Source organism: Streptosporangium sp. NPDC000509, assembly GCF_042898365.1.
In the GTDB taxonomy this organism is placed as follows: Bacteria; Actinomycetota; Actinomycetes; order Streptosporangiales; family Streptosporangiaceae; genus Streptosporangium.
In genome coordinates this window covers 316825-340502 of record NZ_JBIAYX010000001.1, presented here as the reverse complement: position 1 = coordinate 340502, position 23678 = coordinate 316825, and the positions used below count along the sequence as shown (strand labels likewise).

Genomic DNA, 23678 nt, shown 5'->3' with positions numbered 1-23678 from the left:
CTAGGTTCGGGTCACGTTCCGGTCTTGTACGTTCCTGCGCGCTGGTACGCGGCCGGTGGCACGCCCACCGTCCGCTTGAAATGCCTGCTCAGGTGGGCCTGGTCGGTGAATCCCACGTCCCCGGCGACCTGGGCGGGGGGTGTGCCCGCCTGGAGCAGCCGCCGGGCCCGGATGATCCTCAGCGTGTTCAGATAGGCGTGCGGCGGCAGTCCCGTCGCGGCCTTGAAAGCCCGGATCAGGGCGAAGGGCCCGGTGCCCACCGCCCGCGCCAGGTCCTCGATCGTGGGCGGATCGACGAGCCGCTCGTGCAGGATCTCCCGGGCCCGGCGCACCGCCGGGTCGTCGTTCCAGCGCGGCGCCTCCGGAGGGCGGCGGGCGGCGTGGTGGCTGAGCAGGGCGGCGAAGGCCGTGCGGGCCAGCGTCGAGGAGGCGAGGTCGTCACCACCCTCCGCGGCGTCGTGCGCGGCCCGCAGCAGCGCGACGGTGGGCCGGTGGTAGGTGACGGTCTCGGGGAAGCAGGGGGTGCCGTGCCCGGCCATCAGCTCGGCGGCGATCCCGGAGACGAACTCGACCGAGGGATACAGCACCCGGTAGGACCAGCCGCCGGGGACGCCCGCGTGGCCGTCATGCACCTCGTCGGGGTTGAGCATGCTCAGGCTGCCCGGCCCCACGCGGTGGACGGTGCCCCGGTAGGCGAACTCCTCCACTCCGGACAGAACCAGCGCGATCGCGTAGCTCTCGTGCGCGTGCGGCGGGAAGCGGTGGGTCACGTACCTGGCCTTGAGGAGGTCCACCCCGGGCAGGGCCGGGGTGCGCCAGAAGCGCGCGCTCTCCGGGCCGCTCATGGCCGGAAGGTGTTGGTGAACGCGGCGAAGAGCGATCCGGACCGCCTGGCGTCCGGGCTCTCCCAGTAGATCGCGTACGGTTTGCCGTCGCGGGTGCGAAATCCCCGGTCCAGGACGCGGGTGCGGACCCCGTTCTTGAGGTAGGTGAACTCCCAGTCGGCGGCCGGCACCCCCTGGTACGTCAGCGCGGTGATACCGACCCGCCGGTAGCCCGGCCAGACGTTCTCGGCGACCCCGGCCCGCTCCACCTTCTCCCAGTGCCTCTCCGGGTCCTTCTCCGGGTCCTCGGTCGACTCGATCCACAGGAAGCTGTCGCTCGCGCCGGGGGCACGGAACTCCACCCGGTCACGGCCGGAGAACCGCTTGACCTGCCAGTTTCCGGGCACCGCGATGGAGAATCCCATCGGGTCGCGGTGCAGCCGCCAGCCCGAGGGGATGATCCTGGACGGACGCGGCGTCGCCGTCGGGGTCGCATCCCGGGTGGGGGTCGCCTCGGGCGACGCGGCGGGGGTGGGGTCGGTGATCGGGGCCGTGACGCCGGCCCGGCCGCCCGTGTCGACCGGGGTACCGGGATTCCTCAGGACCAGCCACGCGCCGACCCCGACCGTCACCGCGAGCGCGGGCACCCCGGCCAGGAGGGCCAGGCGTCGCGCCCCGGTCCGCCGCGCGGGCGCGGCCCCCGTGTCGGTGGGCTGCTCCCGCCTCGTCCAGGGCTCCGAGCCGTACGCCTGCTGCTCGGGACGCGCGTGCCGAGGTTGCTCGGGGTGTGTGTATGAGGACTGGTCGGGGTGTGTGTACGGCTCGGGGTGCGTATACGGCTCGGAGGGCACGGACGAGGAGTGGCCGGGATGTGTGTAGGGCTGCGCGTACGGCGGCTGCTCGGGCCGGGTATGGGCCGCCGGAGGGCGGGACTGCTCGGGCTGAGGGCCCCCCGCCGGGTACGGGGAGTGCTCGGGGTGGGTGCGGGCCACCGGGGGGAAGTGCTCGGGGGGCGGGGGCGCGGACGGGTGGCGAGGCTGCCCGAAACCGCCAGGGGAATTCCCGTACGTCGGCCGCCACGCGTCCTGAAGCGGTGACGGGCCGGTGCGCGGCGGGTCGGTCTGGAAGCCGGGCGAGCCGTACGCCCGCTGCCCGGAGTGCGGCGCCTGCCCGGAGAGCGGCCCGGGGGAGGCCGGGGAGCCGGCGGCGGCGGCGCGGCCGAGCAGGGCCTCGGCCTGGTCGGGGACCATCCGGGCGGCGGGATCCCTCGCCAGGAGGCCGAGGATCGCCGCCGACAGGGGGCCGGAATGGCTCATGGGACTCGGTTCGCCGTGCAGGACCGCCATCATGGTGGCGGCGGCCGTGGCCCGCTCGAACGGTGGGCGGCCCTCCAGCGCGGCGTACAGCGTCGCCCCCAGCGACCACAGGTCCGACTCGGGGGTGGCGGGCATCCCGTGCAGCCGCTCGGGAGGCAGGAAGGCGGGGGTGCCGACCATCGCGCCCGTACGGGTGATGCCGGTCTCCTGCGTCATGGAGGCGATGCCGAAATCGGTCAGCACCACCCGGCCGTCGTCGGCGAGCAGCACGTTCTCCGGCTTGACGTCGCGGTGCAGCACCCCCGCGGCGTGCGCGGCCCGCAGCGCGCCCAGCACGTGCAGCCCGACCGAGGCGACCCGCTCCGGCGGGAGCGGTCCGCCCGAACGGACGATCTCACCCAGCGACCGGGACCGGACCAGCTGCATGACGATCCAGGGCCGCCCGTCCTCCTCGACGACGTCGTGCACGATGATCACGGAGGGATGGTCGAGGCGCCCCGCGGTCCTCGCCTCGCGGATGGTCCGCCGGTTCAGGTCGGTGCGCGCGGCCTCGTCGACCCCCCGGTAGCGGACCTCCTTGACGGCCACCACCCGGTCGAGGAGCTCGTCGTGGGCACGCCAGACGATGCCCATGCCGCCCTCGCCGATGTGTTCGAGCAGCCTGTAGCGGCCCGCCACCCTGCTTTCCGCCATCCCCCGCCCTCCCAGAATCACTCACCGCAGGCGGTGGGGCTCCCGCTCACTTTTTGGAGGAGAAGGTCGCGGTGAACCCCTCGAAGAGGTGCATGTTCTTCTTCCAGTCCTTGGCCAGGGTATGCCAGTAAATCGCGTACCCCCGGCCGCCCTTGGTGACGAACCCCCGGTTGATCACGCGAGCCTTGCCCGAGCTGGTGTTCCAGGTGAACTCCCAGTCGGCGGCCTTCACCATGTACTTGACGTTCGCGATCCGGATCCGGTCGTAGCCGTTGAACCGGCTTCGGACGGACGGTTCGTAGTCGAGCCAGTCCTGCTTGGGGTCGGGGCCCGCCTTGTCGACGTACTCGACCATCACGTAGCTCACCCGGTCGGGTCCGCGGAACCACACCTGCTGTCCCGGCCGCCGGTCCACGGCCCACCCCTTGGGCAGGCCGATCGAGAAGCCGTTGCCGTCCTTGTGCATCCGCCAGCCGGAGGGAAGAGGGGACTTCTTCTCCGTCTTGGTGGGACTCGGGCTGGAGGAGGGGGACGTCGAAGGATCTTCGGACGGCGACGTCTCAGGACTCGGCGAGCCCTCAGGGGTCGTCTCGGCGCCGCCGCTGGGGGCCTCCGACGCGCTGGACGCGCTCGGATCGATCGGCTTGGCCTGCGGGGTCTCGTCGCCGTCGCCACTGCGCAGGCCGAGCCAGCCGGCGATCCCGCCGACGATCAGCAGCGCGGGCACGAGCACGAGCAGCCCTCGCTTCACCGGGGAGACGCCGGAACCGCGGGAGATGAGTGTGTCGCCCCCGTCGCCATGGCCCCCGTAGGCAGCGGGCTCCTCTCGCGGAGCGGGCTCGGCCTTGGAGGCGGAGGCGGAGGCGGGCATCTGTTCGGTGCCGGGCTCGCGCCCCACGGGCGGGAAGGGGTTGGGGCGCGAGACGGGTTTGCGGCCCTCGGCTCCCGGCTCCGCGACCGGCGGGGCGCCCTCGCGGCTCGCCTCGGGGCCGGTGGACCTGCTCCCGGCGGGGAGGGCGGGCTCGGAGGGGGCCGTGCCCGGTTTCGTCTCGCGTACCCGCGTGACATCGGCCTCGGGCTTGGGGGTGGGTTCGGTTTTCTGGCCGATGGTGGGTCTCGGCTTGGGGGCGAACCTGGCCAGGATCGGAGGCGCGGCCTCGGCGGCCGCCGCGGACGCCGGGGTGGGTTCGGTCTTCTGCGTCGGTTCGGGCCCGGGGGTGGGTTCGGTCTTCGCGCCGACGGCGGGCTTCGGCTTGGGGGCGAACCTGGCCAGGATCGGAGGCGCGGCCTCGTCGGCGGGTGTGGCCCCGGTGACAGGCGCGGAGGGCGGGGCGGGTTCGGGCCCGGGGGTGGGTTCGGTCTTCGCGCCGACGGCGGGCTTCGGTTTCGGGGCGAACCTGGCCAGGATCGGGGGCGCACCCTCGGACGCGGCCTCGGCGGCGGAGGACACCGGGGGAGCGGGGGCGGCCTTGCCGGTGGGACGCTTCGCCTTCGAGGCCGCTCCCGCCTCGGGAGCCCGCGCACCCGCTCCGGCGTCCGGGCCGGGGGAGTCCGCAGGGGCCTCGGCGGCCTGCCCGCCCTGCGCGGTCTTCTTCGGCGCCGCCTTCGCCTTCTCCGCGGAACCGGCCGCCGGAGCGGACGGGGGAACGTCGGGGGCGGGGGTGGGCGTCGGCCGTACGGCTTCTGCGGGCGTCCTGGCCGGGTTCTTGGACGGGTTCTTGGACGGAGGCTTCCGCGGCTCCTCGCCGCGCGCGGGCGGGGCGGACGCCTCCTCCTTGGAACCCGAGGGTTCCGAGGGTACGGAGTCCAGCTTGGCGCCCGTCTCGGGGACGGCACCCGGCTGGAAGCGGGCCCCTGGATCGGTGTCGTCCCCCGCGTTCACGGCCGGCATGACGGCGGTCCTGGGAGGCCGGACCCGGTCGCCCTCGGCCACCCGGCGCAGCAGCCGCTCGGCCTCCTTGTAGGGCATGCGCAGCGCCGGATCCTTGCGGAGCAGCCCTTCCAGGACGGGGGCGAGCGGCCCGGCGTGCACCGGAGGCTCGGGCTCGTCGTTCAGGATCGCGTGCATGGTCGGCAGCGCCCCGCCCCTGTCGTGCGGCGGCTTGCCCTCGACGGCGGCGTACAGGGTCGCGCCGAGCGACCACAGATCGGACTCGCGCTGCGCGGCGCCGCCCTTGATGCGCTCCGGCGGGATGAACGCGGGCGTGCCCGCGATGCCGGTCATGGTGAGGGCGGTCTCGGCCTCGAGCGTGGCGATGCCGAAGTCGGTCAGCACCACCCGGCCGTCGTCGGCGAGCAGCACGTTCTCCGGCTTGACGTCGCGGTGCAGCACTCCCTGGGCGTGGGCGGCGCGCAACGCCTCGAGCAGCTTGAGACCGATCTCCGCGACCCGTCGAGGCGGCAGCGGCCCGTCCTGGCGCATCACCTTGCCGAGGGAACGCGACTCCACCAGCTGCATGACGATCCAGGGACGCCCGTCCTCCTCGACGACGTCGTGGACGACGACCACGTTCGGGTGCGTCAGGCGCCCTGCGGCGCGAGCCTCGCGCTTGGTGCGCCGGTTGAAGTCCTCCTGGTTGTCCTCGCCGAGCATGTCGGCGTAGCGGACCTCCTTGATCGCGACCTCACGGTCGAGGAGCTCGTCGTGGGCACGCCAGACGATGCCCATGCCACCTCGGCCGATGGCTTCGAGCAGCTGGTATCGGGAGGCGACTCGCCGTCCCGCGGGCTGTGCTTCGGCCATCAACCGGCTACCTCCTTCTGAACCCCCGAATACTCTCATAGCCCAGTAAAGTGATCGACTCACACGCCGCAGAAAAGTCCACGCCTTGAGATGCGCTGTCCAGTACGTGGCGGATGCCGGGAAGATGACCTAAGGTTGAGCCCATGACCTGCCACTTCGCGTTCACCGTGCCGGCTCAGGAGAGCCTGCCGTGACAGTCGGGAACTAGCGGCCGGCCTGAGCCGGCACGAGGCGGGGACATGAGGTCTCTGCCTCTTTCTCTTTCAGAAGTCCCTTCTCGAACGGCCGCCGGCTCGCGGGACGCGCGTCGGCCGAACCAGGGGAGCCTCATGTCGTCCACCGCACAGCGCGCCGCGCACACGGAACGCGCAACGGTACGGCTGGGCACGCTCACGGTGGGCGCGGGGCCGGCCGTGGTGATCGGCGGACCGGGCGCGGACGCCCGCTGGATCAGCCTGCGGGACCACCGCGGGGGAGTCTCCGCCCACGGGGCGGAGGAGTCCGTGGCCCGCGCCCAGGGGGCGGGGCCCGTCCTGGTGGAGCCCTCCTGCGAGGGAGATCTTCCGCTGATCGCCGAGAGGGCCGACGGCACGGTGGTCGGCGCGGCCTGGATGCGGGACTCCGGGCTGGTGCGCGCCACCGCCGGGCTCGGCCTGCCGATGCTTCTCCAGCGCGACCCCTCCGCGACGCTGGAGGAGTGGCTGGAGGTCGCCGGTCACTGCGCGGCCGAGGGCAACGAAGGGATCGTGCTCTGCGAGGGCGGCCGTGGCCCCCTGGGCGTCGCCGCTCCCGACCTGGCCCTGATGCTCACCGCACGTGAGAGGTCGGGGCGTCCCGTCCTGGCCGGTCTCGGCACCGACCCCGTGCTGGCCGCCGCCGCGATCGCCGCGGGTGCCGACGGACTCCTTCTGGACCCCTCCGCGAGCGATCGGGACGCGCTGGCGGCGCACGAGGCCGTGAAGATCGTCGGAGCCCTCATCCGCAGGGAGAGCCCCGACTCGGTGCCCGCCGCCCGCGAGGCCATCGACCGTGTCGACGCCGCCCTCGCCGTCCTCCTGGAGCGCCGCGCCGAACTGGCCGGGACCATCCAGCGCCTCAAGCCCGTCGGAGGTTTCGCCGGTCGCGACCCCGACCGCGAGCGCCGCCTGGTCGCCGAGATGGCCCGCCGTGCCCCCGTACTGGGCGAGACCAGGCTCGCCCCCATCATGAACGCCGTGATCGAGGCGGGCCTCCACCTCGCCGAGGAGCGCCGGGCCGCGCCTCGCGACCGAAGGTGAGAAGAACGCCGACGACCCGGGCGCCTCGGCCGCTCCGAGGTGCGGTGAAAGACTGAGGCGCGGTGAAGGACTGAGGCGCCGCGAAAGACCGGGGCGCCGCGAAGGATCGGGGTGCCTCGGGAGGGCCGGGGCGTCGGGAGGAGAGACGACTCAAAGCGCATGAGTCACTTCCGGAACTCGGATTTGGATACGCTTTCCCCGCCGACGGTGCGACTAGGGGGAGGACGGGGCCGCATGTCAGACTCGTTTGTGCATCTGCACGTTCACACGGAATACTCCATGCTGGATGGGGCCGCCCGTTTGAAGCAGATGTTCAAACAGGTCGGCGATCTGGGCATGCCCGCCATCGCGATCACCGACCACGGCAACATGCACGGGGCCTACGACTTCTACAAGCAGGCGACCGGGGCCGGGATCAAGCCGATCATCGGCATCGAGGCCTACGTCGCCCCCGCCTCCCGGCACCAGAAGAAGCCGGTGCTGTGGGGCGAGCCGCACCAGAAGCGCGACGACGTCTCCGCGGGTGGTTACTACACCCATATGACCATCTGGGCGAAGAACGCCAAGGGCCTGAGCAACCTGATGAAGCTCTCCTCGCGCGCCTACACCGAGGGATTCGTCCGTAAGTGGGCCCGGATGGACGCCGAGATCCTCGCCGAGCACGCCGAGGGCCTGATGGCCACCACCGGCTGCCCGTCGGGCGAGGTGCAGACCCGCCTGCGCCTGGGCCAGTACGACGAGGCGGTCGCGGCGGCGGCGAGGTTCCAGGACCTGTTCGGCAAGGACAACTACTACCTGGAGATCATGGACCACGGGCTCGACATCGAGCGCCGGGTCCGCGACGGCCTGACCCGCATCTCGCGTGAGCTGGACATCCCGCCGCTGGTCACCAACGACTCCCACTACACCTACGAGTCCGACGCGACCTCGCACGACGCGCTCCTGTGCATCCAGACCGGCAAGCAGCTGTCCGACCCCGACCGCTTCCGCTTCGACGGCAGCGGTTACTACATCAAGAACGCCGACGAGATGCGCGCCGTCGACTCCTCGGACCTGTGGGCCGAGGGCTGCCGCAACACCCTGCTGGTCGCCGAGAAGGTCGACCCGAGCGGCATGTTCGGTTTCAAGAACCTGATGCCCACCTTCCCGCTGCCCGAGGGGGAGACCGAGGAGAGCTGGTTCCGCAAGGAGATCTGGTCGGGCATGGAGCGGCGCTTCCCCGAGGGCGTCGACGAGGAGCACCGCGCGCAGATCGAGTTCGAGATGAACGTCATCCTGCAGATGGGGTTCCCCTCCTACTTCCTCGTGGTCGCCGACTTCATCATGTGGGCCAAGAACAACGGCATCCGCGTCGGCCCCGGGCGAGGCTCGGCCGCGGGTTCGCTGGCCGCGTACGCGCTGGGCATCACCGACCTCGACCCGCTGCCGCACGGGCTGATCTTCGAGCGGTTCCTCAACCCCGACCGTGTCTCCATGCCCGATGTCGACATCGACTTCGACGAGCGCAGGCGCGGCGACGTGATCCGCTACGTGACGGAGAAGTACGGTGCCGACAAGGTCGCCATGATCGCCACCTTCGGCACCATCAAGGCGAAGGCCGCCATCAAGGACGCGGCCCGCGTCCTCGGGCATCCGTACGCGCTGGGCGACAAGGTCTCCAAGGCGTTCCCGCCCGCGGTGATGGGCAAGGACATCCCGCTGTCGGGCATCTTCGACTCCAGCCACCCGCGCTACAACGAGGCCGGTGAGCTGCGCAGGCTGTACGAGGAGGACGTCGACGTCAAGTCGGCGATGGACCTGGGCAGGGGCCTGGAGGGCCTGATCCGGCAGACCGGCGTGCATGCCGCCGGGGTCATCATGTCGGCGGAGGTGCTGACCGACTACATCCCGATCATGCGCCGCGACTCCGACGGTGTGATCATCACGCAGTTCGACTACCCGACCTGCGAGACGCTCGGCCTGCTGAAGATGGACTTCCTGGGCCTGCGCAACCTCACGATCATCGACGACTGCCTGAAGATGATCGAGGCCAACACCGGCGAGGCCATCGACCTGCTCAAGCTGCCGTTGGACGACCGCAAGACGTACGAGCTGCTCGGCAGGGGCGACACCCTGGGGGTGTTCCAGCTGGACGGCGGCGGCATGCGGTCGCTGCTGCGGCTGATGAAGCCCGACAACTTCGAGGACATCTCCGCCGTCGGCGCCCTGTACCGGCCGGGTCCGATGGGCGCCAACTCCCACACCAACTACGCGCTGCGCAAGAACGGCCAGCAGGACATCGTCCCGATCCACCCGGAGTTCGAGGAGTCGCTGCAGGAGATCCTCGGCACGACGTACGGCCTGATCGTCTACCAGGAGCAGGTCATGGCCATCGCGCAGAAGGTCGCCGGGTTCTCGCTCGGCAAGGCCGACCTGCTGCGCCGGGCGATGGGCAAGAAGAAGAAGGCCGAGCTGGACAAGCAGTTCGAGTCGTTCGAGCAGGGCATGAAGGACAACGGCTACTCCGCGGCCGCGATCAAGACGCTCTGGGACATCCTGCTGCCCTTCTCCGACTACGCCTTCAACAAGGCGCACAGCGCCGCCTACGGCCTGGTCTCCTACTGGACCGCCTACCTCAAGGCCAACTACCCGGCCGAGTACATGGCGGGGCTGCTCACCTCGGTCAAGGACGACAAGGACAAGTCGGCCCTCTACCTCAACGAGTGCCGTCGCATGGGCATCAAGGTGCTGCCGCCGGACGTCAACGACTCCGACTTCGACTTCACCCCGCGTGGCACCGACGTCCGGTTCGGCCTGTCGGCGATCCGTAACGTCGGAGGCAACGTGGTCGACGGGATCATCGCCGCACGCCGGGAGAAGAGCCGTTTCGCCGACTTCAAGGACTTTCTGCGCAAGGTCCCCATGGTGGTCTGCAACAAGCGGGTCATCGAGTCGCTGATCAAGGCCGGCGCCTTCGACTCCTTCGGGCACGTGCGCAAGGGCCTGGTGATGGTCCACGAGCAGGCCGTCGACAGCATCATCGGGATCAAGAAGAACGAGGCCCAGGGGCAGGACTCCCTGTTCGGCGCCATCGAGGGCGCCGAGGACCAGACCTTCGACGTGCAGATCCCGCTGGGGGAGTGGGACAAGAACACCCTGCTGCAGTTCGAACGGGAGATGCTCGGTCTGTACGTCTCCGACCACCCGCTCTTCGGCGTGGAGCACATCCTCGCCTCCGGGGCCGACTGCTCGATCGCCTCGCTGCAGGACGAGCACCGGCCGGACGGTCAGGTCGTCACCGTCGGCGGCATCCTGAGCGGCCTGCAGCGCAAGGTCACCAAGAAGGGTGACACCTGGGTCCTCACCCAGCTGGAGGACCTGGAGGGCGCCATCGAGGTGATGATCTTCCCCTCGGCGTACCAGCTCTGCGCGACGGTGCTCGCCGAGGACGCGATCGTGTTCGTCAAGGGGCGCCTGGACAAGCGTGAGGACGTCGGGAAGATCATCGCCATGGAGGTGACGGCTCCCGACCTGACCCGCGAGGCCGGTGGCCCGCTGGCCGTCAGTCTCGCCCTGGCCCGCTGCACCCCTCCGGTGGTCGGCCGCCTCAAGGAGGTGCTGACCGCGCACCCCGGCACCACCGAGGTGCATCTGCAGGTCCACAACGGCCCGAAGACCACCATCGTGCGCCTCGACGACCGCCTGCGGGTGTCGCCGTCCCCGGCCCTGATGGGCGACCTGAAGCAACTGCTCGGCCCCGCCTGCCTGGGGGCCTGAAGGGCGTCGGGCCGTTTGCGGGGGCGGTCACGGCGACCGGCGATGGGCAGGGTGCCGTCGATCAGGACGATGGTCCCGCTCGAGGAGGGCGTCCCGAACGACGAGCCGAGCGCCGCATGTCCGGATCTGTGGGATAGCTGTCCTTGTGGACCTTTCGGCGAGGCCGCCAGAATCGACGCCGTGAAAGACCTGGTGGTTGCCCTCTACGACGGTGTGGTGTTGCTGGACGTGGCGGGGCCGGTGCAGATCTTGCACGGGTCCCGCGGTTACCGCATCCGGCACGCGTCCGTCGACGGGCGGCCGGTGCGCACGGATGTCGGTGTGCCGCTGGGGGCCGACCTGGCTCTGGGCGAGATCGACGGGCCGATCGACACGCTGCTGGTGCCGGGGTACGCGCCGCTGGACGGCGATCGCTCCGGCGAGGTGTTCCTGGACCTGCTGCGTGACATCGGCACTCGCGCGCGTCGGGTGGCGTCGGTGTGCACGGGTGCGCTCCTGCTGGCCGAGGCCGGACTGCTCGACGGGCGGCGGGCCACCACGCACTGGGCCGTCTGCGCCGAGCTGGGGTCTCGGTTCCCGGGGGTGAGCGTGGAGCCGGACGCCATCTTCGTGCGTGACGGACCGGTCGTGACCTCGGCGGGCGTCACCGCCGGCATCGATCTGGCGCTGGCCCTCGTCGAAGAGGATCATGGACCGGATCTCGCGCGCGTGGTGGCCAAGTACATGGTCGTGTTTTTGCAGCGGCCGGGCGGCCAGTCGCAGTTCAGCGTGCGCGGGGCCCTCCCCACGACCCGTCACACGTCGCTGCGCCGCCTCCTGGACGCGATCGCCGCCGAACCGGCGGCAGAGCACACCCTTGCCTCGATGGCGGCCCAGGTCAGGGTCAGCGAGCGCCATCTGACCCGGTTGTTCCGCCGCGAAATCGGGCTCACCCCCGGCCAGTACGTCGAGCGGATCCGGGTGGAGGCCGCACAGGCCCTGCTGGAGACCACGGCCGACGGCGTGGCGTCGATCGCCCGCAGGTGCGGTCTGGGATCCGACGAAACGATGCGCAGGACGTTCCTGAAGGTCCTGGGCACCACGCCGACCGCCTACCGCCGGGGCTTTCGCGCCACCCATACGCCGACAACCTCGAAGGAGACCACGTGAGCCCATCCCCTGACCGCCGTACCGTGCTGGGAGCCGGCCTGGCCGGCGCGGCGGCCCTCGCGATCGGCACGCCTGCCGCGGCCGAAAGCGGGCACGCCGACCTGTCCTTTCCCGCCACCCGCGTCGCCAAGGCGGCCAGGCAGCTGGTGACGGACGCCCAGCAGCCGTACCTGCGTAACCACAGCCTGCGCAGCTTCCTGTTCGGCCGGGCGGCCGCTGCCCGGGCCGGCCGCCTGCCGGGCCGCGACTACGACGCCGAGGTGATGTTCCTCATCTGCGTGCTGCACGACATGGGCCTGACCACACACGCCGACACCGGCCGGCGCTTCGAAGTCGACGGCGCCGACTTCGCCGCCCGATTCCTGGAGCAGCACGGCATCACCGACGCCCGCGTCGACACCGTCTGGGACGGCATCGCCCTGCACACCTCCAAAGGTCTCCACGACTCGCCGGTGTTCGCCCGCCGCCGCCCGCCGGAGATCGCGATCGCGCAGAACGGCATCGGCATCGACCTGCTCCGCGGCCCCGGCGATCTGCCCGCCGGATACGCCGACCGCGTGCACGCCGTCTACCCTCGCCACGGCGGCGCCCGTGCCCTGACCGACGCCATCATCGCGCAGGGCCTCGCCGATCCGCGAAAGGCGCCGCCCATGACCCTGCCCGGCGAGATCCTGCACCAGCGGCATCCCGAGGTCCCCTACACCACCTGGCAGGACATCCTCGACGCCGGCGGCTGGCACGACTGACGGTGCCGCAACCGCTCGGCCCCGCCTGCCCGGGGGCCTGAGGGCGGGATCCAGCCGGTGTGACCGTGTGAACGTTTCATCACAGAGCCGATCTCGCGCGGTGCGGTCGGGTGCCCGTAAGGGCAGATGAAGGCACACGGGGACGAGAGCGCGGGGGAATGGGCGAGGGGGCGTGCCTTGACGCGGATCGGCCGCATCGTATTGGCTCCGCGCACCACCCCCTCTCGCCGGAGAAACGAGTAGTCCGCCGACGGATTTCTTGTTAACGCTAACAAAAACCGTGACCCCGTATACGTCCGGGCCGACACCCGGGTGCGCCCACACCAGTCCCTGACAGCGGCTGGACGAGAAGATGAGGAGCACGCACATGCGCCTGCCCTGGCGAACGCGGACACCGCGCCGCTCCGCCGTCACACCGACGGCACCGTCCCGATCGGCCATGCGCCGAGGCCTGGCGATCGTCACGATCCCGATCCTGATGGCGGCGGCCGGCCTACTGGCCACGCAGCCCGCGCAGGCGGCCGTCGCCTGCCGGGTCGACTACACCGTCAGCTCGTCGTGGCCGGGGGGCTTCGGTGCCAACGTCACGATCAACAACCTGGGTGACCCGGTCAACGGCTGGCGGCTGACCTGGTCCTTCGGGGGCGGTCAGCAGGTCACCCAGATGTGGAACGCCACCTCCGCGCAGTCCGGTTCCGCGGTGACCGCGACCAATGCCGCCTACAACGCCGCCATCCCCACGGGAGGCAGCACCTCCTTCGGGTTCAACGGCTCGTACAGCGGCAGCAACCCGTCGCCCACCTCGTTCTCCCTGAACGGCGTGGCCTGCACCGGGAACCCCGGAAACCCCGACCCCACCCCCACGCCCACCCCCACGGTCACGCCGACTCCCACGCCGACGCCGACGCCGACGCCCGGTAACTGCACCCTTCCCTCGACGTACCGCTGGACCTCCTCGGGCGTGCTCGCGAACCCGAGGTCGGGCTGGGTCTCGCTGAAGGACTTCACCGTCGCCCCCTACAACGGCAAGCAGCTCGTCTACGCCACCACCCACGACACCGGCACCAGGTGGGGTTCGATGAACTTCAGCCTGTTCACCAACTACTCGGAGATGGCCTCGGCCAGCCAGAACGCGATGAACAACGCCACCGTCGCACCGTCGCTGTTCTACTTCGCGCCGAAGAACATCTGGGTGCTCGCCTACCAGTGGGGCGGTCCGGCGTTCTCCTACCGCACCTCGACCGACCCCACCAACCCCAACGGCTGGTCGGCACCCCAGACGCTGTTCTCCGGCAGCATCTCCAACTCCGGCACCGGCCCCATCGACCAGGCGCTCATCGGTGACGGCCAGAACATGTACCTGTTCTTCGCCGGCGACAACGGCAGGATCTACCGGGCCAGCATGCCCATCGGCAACTTCCCCGGCAGCTTCGGCACGAACTACACGACCATCATGACCGACACCACGAACAACCTGTTCGAGGCCGTCCAGGTCTACAAGATCCAGAACGAGAACCGCTACCTCATGATCGTCGAGGCGATCGGCTCGCAGGGCCGCTACTTCCGGTCCTTCACCGCCACCAGCCTCGGCGGCAACTGGACCCCGCAGGCCGCGACCGAGAGCAACCCCTTCGCGGGCAAGGCCAACAGCGGCGCCACCTGGACCAACGACATCAGCCACGGTGAGCTGCTGCGCACCAGCGCCGACCAGACCATGACCATCGACCCCTGCAACCTGCAGCTGCTCTACCAGGGCCGCAGCCCCAGCTCCGGCGGCGACTACGGCCTGCTGCCCTACCGCCCCGGCCTGCTCACCCTGCGGCGCTGACGGACATGACACCGATCCGGACCGGGTGTACCTGACACTCACGGGGAAGGCGCACACCCTCGTCGGGTGAGCGTGATCAGGACCGGCTGGAGACGGAGGGGCGGGGGGGGGGGGGGGGCCGGCCCCCCCCCCCCCGCCCCGTGTCATGTGGCGAGCCAATGGCCCGCTGTCCGGACGGGGAGTTCATCTCGGAGACAGCCGGTCTGCCGGGCGGCCGTCCGCCGATCGAGATGCTTGTCCGCCGGTCAGAGGCCGGCTCGCCGGGTGGAGCACCGACCTGTCGGCCACGGGCGCCGACGGGACGGGAGCCGATCGCGGTCAGCGCGGGCGGTCGAGCCGGTGGGGGGTGCGGTACCGGCGGTGCGCGTCGTTCTCGCGGTACCGCCGCTCCTGACGGTACCCACGCTCCCGCCGGTAACGGCCCTCCTCGCGGAAGCGGCGTCCGCCCTCTCCCCGGGCGTCGCGGTCCCCTCTGGCGCCGCGACGGCCCTCGCCGTCAGCGCCGTCAACGCCCTCCTCCTCGCGCTCCCTGGCGAGGGCCTCCTCCATGCCGGGGGTGAACCCACCGCCGAAACGGCTCATGTCGGGACGGCGGAAGTGGGTCTCGCGCGTACCGTCGAGGGCCGCCGACATCGACGAGACCCAGATCGGCCCCGGCAGGGAGGCGCCCTGGACCGAGCCGAAGTACTCGCCGCCGATCTCGACGTCGGTGAGCGGGTAGCGGTAGGAACCCCGGATGTCGCCCACGCTGACCGCCGCGGCCAGGTCGGGGGTGTAGCCGGCGAACCAGGCCGACGTGTAGCCGTTGTTGGTGCCCGTCTTGCCCGCGGCGGGACGGCCGATGCTCTGACCGGTCATCGTCCCCTTGGTGAACACCCCGGACAGCAGGTGGTTGACCGCGTCGGCGACGGCGGGCTCGATCGCCCGCGCGCAGCTGGGCGGGATCTTGAAACGCCTGCCGTCCCGCTCGACGATCTCGACGATCGCCGTCGGGCGGCAGTAGCGGCCCCGAGCCCCGAACGCGGCGAACGCGGCGGCCACGGTCACCGGGTCCATCTCGTTCACGCCGAGGGTGAAGGTCGGCACCTCCCGCAGCGGGGCGCCGTCGGCGCGGACGATGCCCAGGGCCTTGGCCGTCGTGACGACCGGGCACAGGCCCACCCGCTGCTCCAGCATCATGTAGAAGATGTTCACCGACTTCCAGGTGCCGGTGGACAGGCTCTGCGGGCCCCCCTTGCCCTCGCCGCTCGCGTTGAAGATCTCCGCGCCGGGATCGTTGACCTCGCGTCCTCGGCAGTCGGTGAAACCGCTGTCGGGGACGAAACTGCCGGGCGTCATGAAACCCTGGTCGAACCGCCAGCCCTGGGTGAGCGCGGTCGCGAGGGTGAACACCTTGAACGTCGAGCCCGCCTGGAAGCCCTGGCCGCCGCCGTGCGCCGTGTCGGCGGACAGGTTGTAGGTGGTGTTGGGGCCGTTCTTGGAGTTGGCGGCGTTGCCGGGGTTGGGGCCGTACCTCTTGCTCGCCGCCATGGCCCGGATCCGCCCGGTGCCCGGCTGGACCATCGCCTCGGCCGCGACCTCGGTGTCCTTCCTGTCGACCCGCGCGGTGATGGCGCGCTCCGCGGCCCGCTGCGCCTTCGGCGACAGGGTGGTGCGCAGCACGAGGCCACCCTTGGCCAGGCGGCGTTCCCGCTCGGCGCGGGTGTGGCCGAAGGCCGGGTTGGTGAGCAGTTCCCGGTGCACGTAGAGACAGAAGTAGGGATAGGCGCTCCCGTCACAGCCGCCGGGCTCGGGTTTGAGCCGGATGGCGAGCGGGCGCCTCTTGGCGGCCTCGGCCCGCGCCGGGGTGACGTACGACAGCTGGGCCATCCGGTCCAGGACGAGGTCCCTGCGTTCGCGCAGCCGCTGCCTGCGCCCGGCGTCCAGCGAGGGGTCGGTGGTGTACGGCGCGCGGACCGCCCCGGCCAGCGCCGCGGCCTGGGGCAGGGTGAGCCGGGCGGCCGGGACGGAGAAGAACCGCTGGGCGGCGGCCTCCACCCCGAAGGCGCCCGCGCCGAAGTAGGCGATGTTGAGGTAGCGCTCCAGGATCTCGGCCTTGCTGTACTTCTTCTCCATCGCCAGCGCGTACCGCAGCTCGGTGATCTTGCGCTGGATGCTGGGCGCGCGGGCACGGGCGCGTTCGGTGTCGCTCTCGGCGTTCTCGACCAGGATGTTCTTCACGAGCTGCTGGGTGAGCGAGGACCCGCCCTGCCGCACCCCGCCCGCCCTGGTGTTGGTGATCAGGGCGCGCAGGGTGCCCTTGACGTCCAGGCCCGCGTGCTCGTAGAAGCGCGCGTCCTCGATCGCCACGATCGCGTCACGCATCACGGGGGCGACCTGGGCGAGCGTCACCACCGTCCGGTTCTCCGTGTAGAACTGGGCGAACCGCTTGCCGTTCTTGTCCAGCAGCACGGTGCGCTGGGAGAGCGGGTTCTCCCGAGGGCTCGGAGGCAGGTCGGTGAGGGTCCTCGCGACGCCGTTGGCGGTGAGTCCGGCCGTGCCGACCAGTGGCAGCGCGGCCATGGCGGCGAGCAGCCCGCCGAACACCCCGCAGACCACCAGTCCGAGCAGGCACGCGCCGGGCCCGCGTCTCACCTCTGGGCGCGATGTCACGCATAGTAACGTGCGACCAGGTGATCACCTATAAACGCCTGATTGCCAATCCTTACCCGTCCTGCACCTTTTCTCGACTGATCTTCAGCCCGAGTGAGGCGAACTGCTCGAACGGCCGGTGGTAGCCCCGCTCGATATGGTGCACCCCGCGCAGGGTGGAGGTGCCCTCGGCGGCCGCGGCGGCGAGCACCGCCGAGAACCCGGCCCGGATGTCGGGCAGTGTCACGTCGGCGCCGCTCAGCCTGGAGACGCCGCGCACGACCGCCGAGTGCTTGGCGTTGGTGTCGTGGTAGCGGCAGGCGGGACCACCGAGGCAGACGTCGAACACCTCGATCTCGCAGCCCATCTTCTGCAGGGCGGGCACGTAGACCAGGCGGTTCTCGAACACCGTCTCGTGCAGCACCGACATGCCCTGGGCCTGGGTGAACAGCACCATCAGGGGCGTCTGCCAGTCGGTCATGAACCCCGGGTGCGTGTCGGTCTGCACCGCCGCGGCCCGCAGCCCGTTCGGCGCGGACGCCGACAGGTAGTCGTCGGTGATGTCGACCTCGGCGCCCATCCTGGCCAGGGTGGTGATCGCGGTGACCAGCCGGTCCTGCGGGCAGCCGTGCACCCGCACCTGCCCGCCCGTGATCAGACCGGCGGCCAGGTAGGAGAACGCCTCGATGCGGTCGCCGTTGAGCCAGGTGGAGGCGCCGTGCAGGCTCTCCACACCCTCGATCACGATGCGCCGGTCGGGACTGAGTTCGATGCGCGCGCCCATGCGCTGCAGGAACAGGGCGAGCTCCACCACCTCGGGCTCCATCGCCGCGCCCTTCAGCACGGTCTTGCCCTCGGCGAGCACCGCGGACATCAGGATCGTCTCGGTGGCTCCGACGCTGGGGTAGGGCAGTTCGATCCGGGTGCCGCGCAACCTCTTGGCCTTGGCGTAGACCCCGGTGTCGCTCACCTCGACCTCGGCGCCCATCGCCCGCAGCGCCTCGACGTGGAAGTCGACGGGCCGGCGGCCGATCGGGTCGCCGCCGACCAGCGGCACGAACGCCTCGCCCGCCAGGTGCAGCAGGGGGCCGAGCATCAGGATCGGGATCCTGTTGAGGCCGGTGAACGCCGCGGGAACGTGCGGGTTGATCTGCTTGCCGGGAGCGACGGAGATCTCGCCGGCGCTGATCTCCACGTCGATGCCGAGCGCCCTCAGCATCTGCGCGGTGATCCCCACCTCGCCCACGTCCGGGGCGTTCTGGATCGTGCTCTCACCGCTCCCCAGCATCGCGGCGACCATGTGCTTGGAGACGCCGTTCTTGGAACCGCGGACCTCGACGTCACCGCGCAGCGGCCCGGAGGGTTCGATCAGCCATACCTCTTCGTTCACTCCGCCAGAGTAACGGGATTCGGTCGAAGCCTCGGATGGCACCGGGCCGATAGGTATGTAACATCGGGCACATCTGCACAGAGGGTGAGGGAACCATGGTGCGAGGCGTACGTGATTTCGCGATCACAGTGCTGGTGCTCGCGCTGATCGGGGTCGTCGCCGGGGTCCTGTGGTCGCTGGCCGCGCCGCGCCCCCCGTACGTCGTGACGGGCAGGGGGCCGCTGCTCGCCGATCCCTCCACGCAGGCGCTGATCGCCGCGGACGGCTGGTTCGCGGTGATCACCGGTGCGTTCGGCCTCGCCTGCGGGGCGATCGGCTACAGCGTGTCGCGCGGGGGCCGCCCGCTGCCGGTGGTGGTGGGCCTGGCGGCCGGCGGCCTGCTCGGCGCGCACCTGGCGCTGGTGGTGGGGGAGGCGGTCAACCTCGGCGCCGTGAGCGTGACCGCCTCGGGGGTGTCCGCGTCGCTGGTCGCGGGGCCGCTGAAGCTGACCGCCAGGGGGGTGCTGTTCGCGTGGCCGACGCTGGCCGCCGGTCTCTTCTTCGCGCTGGAGGGCATCGCGGGCTACCGCGACTCCCCGCTGCGCCGGCCGTTCGGCGGGGACGACCCCTACGGGCCGCTGTCGTCGTACGACATCAGCGGCCGGTAAGGCCCGGTGAGAGGCGTCAGAGCGGCGGCCGGTGCGAGCCGTGGCCGGTGGCGCGCTCGAACGCGTGGGCGAGCCGCAGCACCGCCATGTCGGCGAACGGGCGCCCGACGATCTGCACGCCCACCGGCAGCCCGCCGGAGGTGAACCCGCACGGCACCGACGCCGCGGGGGCGTGCAGCACGCTGATCCAGTAGGCCGAGCGCATCCACGCCAGATAGTCGGGCAGCGCCTCCCCGTTGATCTCCGAGACGTGGGGGGCGTCCACCGGGAACGGCGGCACCTGGCTCACCGGCGCGATCAGGAAGTCGTAGGTGTCGAAGAAGGAGTTCATCCGCCGGTAGAGCCCGCTGCGCAGCCGCTCGGCGCGGGCCAGGTCGGCGCCGGTCACCTCCCGGCCCCGCTCCACGTTCCAGCGCGTGTTCGCCCCCAGGCTCTCCTGCGGCAGGTTTCCGAAGGAGAGCGCGTAGTACCACGCCCGGTAGATCCGGAAGGCGTCCTCGGCGGCCGACAGGTTCAGATCCACCCGTTCCACCCGCGCGCCCAGCTCCGCGAGCGCGGCCGGGGCGTCCGCGGTGACCTTCGCCGTCTCCGCGTCGACCGGCAGCCCGCCCAGGTCGGGGCTCCAGGCGATGCGCACCCCTGTCAGGTCGAGGTCCAGCGGCCCGGCGAAGACGGAGCCGCTCTCGGTGATCGAGAAGGGGGAGGCGGCGTCGAACCCCGCCACCGCGCTCATCAGCAGCGCCAGGTCCTGCGCGGTGCGGGCCATCGGTCCCGGCACGCCGAGGGTGAACCAGGCCGCGACGGGTGACGGGGAGGGGACCCGCCCGGGGGTGGGCCGCAGCCCGGCCACGTTGCAGAAGGAGGCCGGGTTGCGCAGCGAACCGCCCATGTCGGAGCCGTCGGCGAGCGCCACCATGCCGGTCGCCAGCGCCGCCGCGGCCCCGCCGCTGCTGCCCCCGGCCGACCTCGACAGGTCGTACGGGTTGCGGGTGGCGCCGAAGATCTCGTTCACGGTGTGCGAGCCGGTGCCGAACTCCGGGGTGTTGGTCTTGCCGATCGTGATCGCCCCGGCCTCGCGCATCCGCCGCACGATCGGCGCGTCGGCGACGGGGACGTGGTCGGCGAAGATCGGCGAGCCGTAGGTGGTGCGGATCCCCGCGGTGTCGGCGAGGTCCTTGTGCGCGACCGGCAGGCCGTGCAGCGGCCCCCGCCACCGGCCGCGGGCCAGGTCCCTGTCGGCCTCCTCGGCCTCCCGCCTGGCACGCTCGGCCACCAGCGTGACGATCGCGTTGACCTTCGGGTTGACCTCCTCGATCCGCCGCAGGTGCGCGTCGAGCAGTTCGACCGCGCTGATCTGCCCGGTGCGCAGCAGCTCGATCATCTCGGTAGCGGTCAGGTAGTGCATCGTGCCCCCGATGTCCCCGGTCAGGTGTCTGTCTTCCCGTCCGAGTCTGGCCGAACGTCGCCGCGTGTCGCGTCGGCAACCTTCGACAGGACCCGCCAGGGGGAGCGGGCCTGTCTTACAGGCCCGTCTTTTGGGCCCGTTCCGCGCGACCTCGGGAGAGCCACCAGGGCGACGGCGCCGAACCGTCTCCCGCACGCCATGTCCCGCGCGACCCCGGGAGAGCCTCAGTCGGCCTTGCCGATGGGGGCGGTGACCGCCTGGGTGAGCCGTACCAGCTCCGAGGGGTCGGTCTCGATCTGCAGCCCGCGCCGCCCGGCGGAGAAGTAGATCGTCGCGAAGCCGAGCGCGGAGGCGTCGACCACCGTGGGCAGGCGTTTGCGCTGCCCGAGGGGGCTGATGCCGCCGACCACGTAGCCGGTGACCCGCTCGACCTTCGCCGCGTCGGCCATCGTGGCCCGCTTGCTTCTCATCGCCGCCGCGAACGCCTTGAGGTCGAGTTTGCCCGCCACCGGCACCACCGCGACGGCGAGCCCGCTCTCCACCTCGGCCACGAGGGTTTTGAAGATCCGCTCGTACGGCACCCCGAGGGCGTCGGCCGCCTCCTCGCCGTAGGTCTGCGCGCCGGCGTCGTGCTCGTAGGGGTGCAGGGTGAAATCGACCTTGGCCTGGGTGAGGGCCACCGTCGCGGGGGTCCCCTGGCCGCCCTTGTTCTTGCTCTTGCTCACGGGGGAAGCGTAGCGGCTGGTTAAAATCTACATAGTAAAGGCGCCGTCCGGATAATGGACAGGACGATATCGGGTGGCGGACCTCCGTAGACTGAACGGGTGATTTCGCGTACCGACCTGCGAGGCCCTCTGCCGGAGGACCTTCGCGACGTGCTGCCCCGCGCCGACCTCGACGTCGAAGCCGCCCTGGAGAAGGTACGGCCCATCTGCGAGGACGTACGCCATCGCGGGGCGGTCGCCGTGCGCGAGCTGACCGCCAGGTTCGACGGCGTCGAGATGGAGTCCACCCGGGTGCCCGCCGAGGCGATCGCCGGGGCACTGGAAGGGCTCGACCCGAAGGTGCGGGCGGCGCTGGAGGAGTCGATCCGCCGCGCCCGCCTCGTCCACCGCGACCAGCGGCGCGCCGACGTCACCACCCAGGTCGTGCCCGGCGGCACCGTCACGGAGCGCTGGGTGCCCGTCGACCGCGTGGGGCTGTACGTCCCCGGCGGCCGGGCGGTCTATCCCTCCAGCGTGGTGATGAACGTCGTTCCCGCCCAGGAGGCGGGGGTGCCCTCCCTCGCGGTCTCCTCGCCCGCGCAGCGCGAGTTCGGCGGGCTGCCGCACCCGGCCATCCTGGCGGCGTGCGCGCTGCTCGGCGTGGACGAGGTCTACGCGGCCGGCGGCGCCTCGGCGGTGGCGATGTTCGCGTACGGCACCGAGGAGTGCCCGCCGGTCACCATGGTCACCGGCCCCGGCAACATCTGGGTGGCCGCCGCCAAACGCCTGCTCAAGGGGCGCATCGGCATCGACTCCGAGGCCGGTCCCACCGAGATCGCGATCCTCGCCGACTCCACGGCCGACCCGGTGCACGTCGCCGCCGACCTGATCAGCCAGGCCGAGCACGACACGATCGCCGCCGCCGTGCTCGTCACCGACTCGGTGGAGCTGGCGGAAGGCGTCGAGCGGGAGCTGCCCCGCCAGGTCGCCGCGACCAAGCACGCCGAACGGATCACCGAGGCCCTGTCGGGACGTCAGTCGGGCATCCTGCTCGTCGACGACATGGAGGCCGGGCTGCGCGTCGTCGACGCCTACGCCGCCGAGCACCTGGAGATCCACGCCGCCGGGGCGCACGAGCTCGCCGCCCGGGTGCGCAACGCGGGGGCGATCTTCGTCGGCTCCTACGCGCCGGTCTCGCTCGGCGACTACATGGCCGGTTCCAACCACGTGCTGCCCACCGGGGGCTGTGCCTGCCACTCTTCGGGGTTGTCGGTGCAGACGTTCCTGCGCGGCATCCACGTCGTGGACTACAGCCGCGAGGCCCTCGCCGGTGCCGCCGCCCACGTGTGCGTGCTGGCCGACACCGAGGACCTCCCGGCGCATGGCGCGGCGATCCGCGCACGATTCGACTGGGAGGTGCCCTCGTGAGGACCTCCCGGCCCGTGCTCACAGGGCGCGCGGCGATCCGCGCACGATTCGACTGGGAGATCCCGGCGTGAGGCTTGAAGACCTGCCGATCCGCGACGACCTTCGGGGGCGCACGCCGTACGGTGCCCCCCAGATCGACGTCCCGGTCAGGCTCAACACCAACGAGAACCCGTACGGGCCCTCCGCGTCCCTCGTCGCCGACCTGGCCGAGGCCGTACGCGCCCAGGCGGGCGAGCTCAACCGCTACCCCGACCGCGACGCGCTCGCCCTGCGCGGGGATCTGGCCTCGTACCTGGGGCACGGCCTGGCCGTGGAGCAGGTCTGGGCGGCCAACGGCTCCAACGAGGTGCTCCAGCAGATCCTGCAGGCCTTCGGCGGCCACGGCCGGGTCGCGATGGGCTTCGAGCCCTCCTACTCGATGCACCCGATCATCACCACCGGGGCCTCCACCGAGTGGATCTCCGGGGCGCGTGAGGACGACTTCGGGATCGACCCGGGCAAGGCCGTGGCCGCGATCGAGGAGCACCGGCCGGACGTCGTCTTCCTGACCTCGCCCAACAACCCGACCGGCACCGCCCTGGACCCGGCGGTGATCGCCGCGATCGTGGCGGCGGCGCCGGGCATGGTGGTGGTGGACGAGGCCTACTTCGAGTTCGCCCGCGCCGGCACCCCGTCGGCGCTGACGCTGCTGCCGGACAATCCCCGGCTGATCGTCACGCGGACGATGTCCAAGGCGTTCGCCATGGCCGGGACCCGGCTCGGCTACCTGGCGGCCCACCCGGCGGTGATCGAGGCGTTGCTGCTGGTCCGACTGCCGTACCACCTGTCCACGCTCACCCAGACGGCGGCGCGGGTCGCGCTCGCCCACAGCGCCGAGCTGCTCGGCGCGGTCGACGCGCTGCGGGCCGAGCGGGACGACACGGTGGAGTGGTTGCGCGGCCGGGGGCTGACGGTCGCCGACTCGGACGCCAACTTCGTGCTGTTCGGGCTCTTCGAGGACCGGCACGCGGTGTGGCGGGGCATGCTGGAGCGCGGTGTGCTGATCCGCGAGGTGGGCCCGCCCGGATGGCTGAGAGTTTCGATCGGTACCCCTGAGGAGATGGCGGCGTTCCGCGCCGCCCTGGAGGAGATCCTGTGAGCA

The 23678-nt window shown here is 71.3% G+C and carries 15 protein-coding genes; 8 read left to right on the top strand and 7 right to left on the bottom strand.

Features of this window, described 5'->3' with window-relative positions:
- Positions 1–11: 11 nt before the first annotated feature.
- From ACFY3D_RS01220 to ACFY3D_RS01210, 3 genes are read right to left on the bottom strand one after another with little or no spacing between them, the layout of a single operon-like run.
- A complete protein-coding gene (locus ACFY3D_RS01220; RefSeq protein WP_389973347.1) occupies positions 12–845 on the bottom strand; it encodes an AraC family ligand binding domain-containing protein in 834 nt (277 codons plus the stop codon).
- On the bottom strand, positions 842–2833 hold the full coding sequence (locus tag ACFY3D_RS01215) for a protein kinase (protein ID WP_389973344.1): 1992 nt from the start codon (positions 2831–2833) through the stop codon (positions 842–844). The genes ACFY3D_RS01220 and ACFY3D_RS01215 overlap by 4 nt, the downstream gene beginning before the upstream one ends.
- Before the next feature lie 46 nt (positions 2834–2879).
- The gene (locus tag ACFY3D_RS01210; RefSeq protein ID WP_389973341.1) at positions 2880–5576 is read right to left on the bottom strand and encodes a protein kinase; all 2697 of its coding nucleotides are present in this window, start codon (positions 5574–5576) and stop codon (positions 2880–2882) included.
- 329 nt (positions 5577–5905) lie between these two features.
- Here ACFY3D_RS01210 and ACFY3D_RS01205 point away from each other — a divergent pair, with 329 nt between their 5' ends.
- The 5 genes from ACFY3D_RS01205 to ACFY3D_RS01185 all read left to right on the top strand — a co-directional run bounded on the left by ACFY3D_RS01205 (position 5906) and on the right by ACFY3D_RS01185 (position 14332).
- Complete coding sequence (locus ACFY3D_RS01205) at positions 5906–6853, top strand: chorismate mutase (RefSeq protein WP_389973338.1); 948 nt, start codon at positions 5906–5908, stop codon at positions 6851–6853.
- A 234-nt stretch (positions 6854–7087) separates the two neighbouring features.
- A complete protein-coding gene (gene dnaE, locus ACFY3D_RS01200) occupies positions 7088–10609 on the top strand; it encodes a DNA polymerase III subunit alpha (protein WP_389973335.1) in 3522 nt (1173 codons plus the stop codon).
- Between the two features lie 180 nt (positions 10610–10789).
- Positions 10790–11758, top strand: a complete 969-nt coding sequence (locus ACFY3D_RS01195) for a GlxA family transcriptional regulator (RefSeq protein ID WP_389973332.1) — start codon at positions 10790–10792, stop codon at positions 11756–11758.
- Positions 11755–12504 carry an HD domain-containing protein gene (locus tag ACFY3D_RS01190; RefSeq protein WP_362895397.1) on the top strand — a complete coding sequence of 250 codons (750 nt, stop codon included), beginning with the start codon at positions 11755–11757 and terminating at the stop codon, positions 12502–12504. Before ACFY3D_RS01195 ends, ACFY3D_RS01190 begins: the two co-directional genes overlap by 4 nt.
- A 439-nt stretch (positions 12505–12943) precedes the next feature.
- On the top strand, positions 12944–14332 hold the full coding sequence (locus tag ACFY3D_RS01185) for a non-reducing end alpha-L-arabinofuranosidase family hydrolase (RefSeq protein ID WP_389973329.1): 1389 nt from the start codon (positions 12944–12946) through the stop codon (positions 14330–14332).
- 318 nt (positions 14333–14650) lie between these two features.
- On the opposite strand, the gene ACFY3D_RS01180 is transcribed toward ACFY3D_RS01185, so the two are convergent.
- On the bottom strand, positions 14651–16984 hold the full coding sequence (locus tag ACFY3D_RS01180; RefSeq protein WP_389973326.1) for a transglycosylase domain-containing protein: 2334 nt from the start codon (positions 16982–16984) through the stop codon (positions 14651–14653).
- A gap of 52 nt (positions 16985–17036) precedes the next feature.
- Positions 17037–18353: a UDP-N-acetylglucosamine 1-carboxyvinyltransferase gene (murA, locus tag ACFY3D_RS01175; protein ID WP_350950346.1), complete on the bottom strand. Its 1317-nt coding sequence runs from the start codon at positions 18351–18353 to the stop codon at positions 17037–17039.
- Positions 18354–18448: 95 nt separating this feature from the next.
- On the opposite strand from murA, the gene ACFY3D_RS01170 reads away from it, so the two are divergent.
- Positions 18449–19000, top strand: coding sequence for a hypothetical protein (locus ACFY3D_RS01170; protein ID WP_389973323.1), 552 nt, complete (start codon positions 18449–18451; stop codon positions 18998–19000).
- 16 nt (positions 19001–19016) lie between these two features.
- Here ACFY3D_RS01170 and ACFY3D_RS01165 read toward each other — a convergent pair whose 3' ends face one another.
- Both ACFY3D_RS01165 and ybaK read right to left on the bottom strand, forming a co-directional pair.
- Positions 19017–20405 carry an amidase gene (locus ACFY3D_RS01165; RefSeq protein WP_350950344.1) on the bottom strand — a complete coding sequence of 463 codons (1389 nt, stop codon included), beginning with the start codon at positions 20403–20405 and terminating at the stop codon, positions 19017–19019.
- Between the two features lie 224 nt (positions 20406–20629).
- Positions 20630–21130, bottom strand: a complete 501-nt coding sequence (gene ybaK / locus ACFY3D_RS01160) for a Cys-tRNA(Pro) deacylase (protein WP_362895354.1) — start codon at positions 21128–21130, stop codon at positions 20630–20632.
- A 99-nt stretch (positions 21131–21229) separates the two neighbouring features.
- On the opposite strand from ybaK, the gene hisD reads away from it, so the two are divergent.
- Both hisD and ACFY3D_RS01150 read left to right on the top strand, forming a co-directional pair.
- Positions 21230–22537, top strand: coding sequence for a histidinol dehydrogenase (gene hisD / locus ACFY3D_RS01155; RefSeq protein WP_389973318.1), 1308 nt, complete (start codon positions 21230–21232; stop codon positions 22535–22537).
- A gap of 67 nt (positions 22538–22604) precedes the next feature.
- Positions 22605–23675 carry a histidinol-phosphate transaminase gene (locus tag ACFY3D_RS01150; protein WP_389973315.1) on the top strand — a complete coding sequence of 357 codons (1071 nt, stop codon included), beginning with the start codon at positions 22605–22607 and terminating at the stop codon, positions 23673–23675.
- Positions 23676–23678: the final 3 nt, after the last annotated feature.

Excerpts from the sequence above, each read along its gene's own strand:
- ACFY3D_RS01220 (WP_389973347.1), bottom strand. The coding sequence starts at position 845 with ATGAGCGGCCCGGAGAGCGCGCGCTTCTGGCGCACCCCGGCCCTGCCC.
- ACFY3D_RS01215 (WP_389973344.1), bottom strand. The coding sequence starts at position 2,833 with ATGGCGGAAAGCAGGGTGGCGGGCCGCTACAGGCTGCTCGAACACATC.
- ACFY3D_RS01210 (WP_389973341.1), bottom strand. The coding sequence starts at position 5,576 with ATGGCCGAAGCACAGCCCGCGGGACGGCGAGTCGCCTCCCGATACCAG.
- ACFY3D_RS01205 (WP_389973338.1), top strand. The coding sequence starts at position 5,906 with ATGTCGTCCACCGCACAGCGCGCCGCGCACACGGAACGCGCAACGGTA.
- dnaE (WP_389973335.1), top strand. The coding sequence starts at position 7,088 with ATGTCAGACTCGTTTGTGCATCTGCACGTTCACACGGAATACTCCATG.
- ACFY3D_RS01185 (WP_389973329.1), top strand. The coding sequence starts at position 12,944 with ATGCGCCGAGGCCTGGCGATCGTCACGATCCCGATCCTGATGGCGGCG.
- ACFY3D_RS01170 (WP_389973323.1), top strand. The coding sequence starts at position 18,449 with ATGGTGCGAGGCGTACGTGATTTCGCGATCACAGTGCTGGTGCTCGCG.
- ACFY3D_RS01165 (WP_350950344.1), bottom strand. The coding sequence starts at position 20,405 with ATGCACTACCTGACCGCTACCGAGATGATCGAGCTGCTGCGCACCGGG.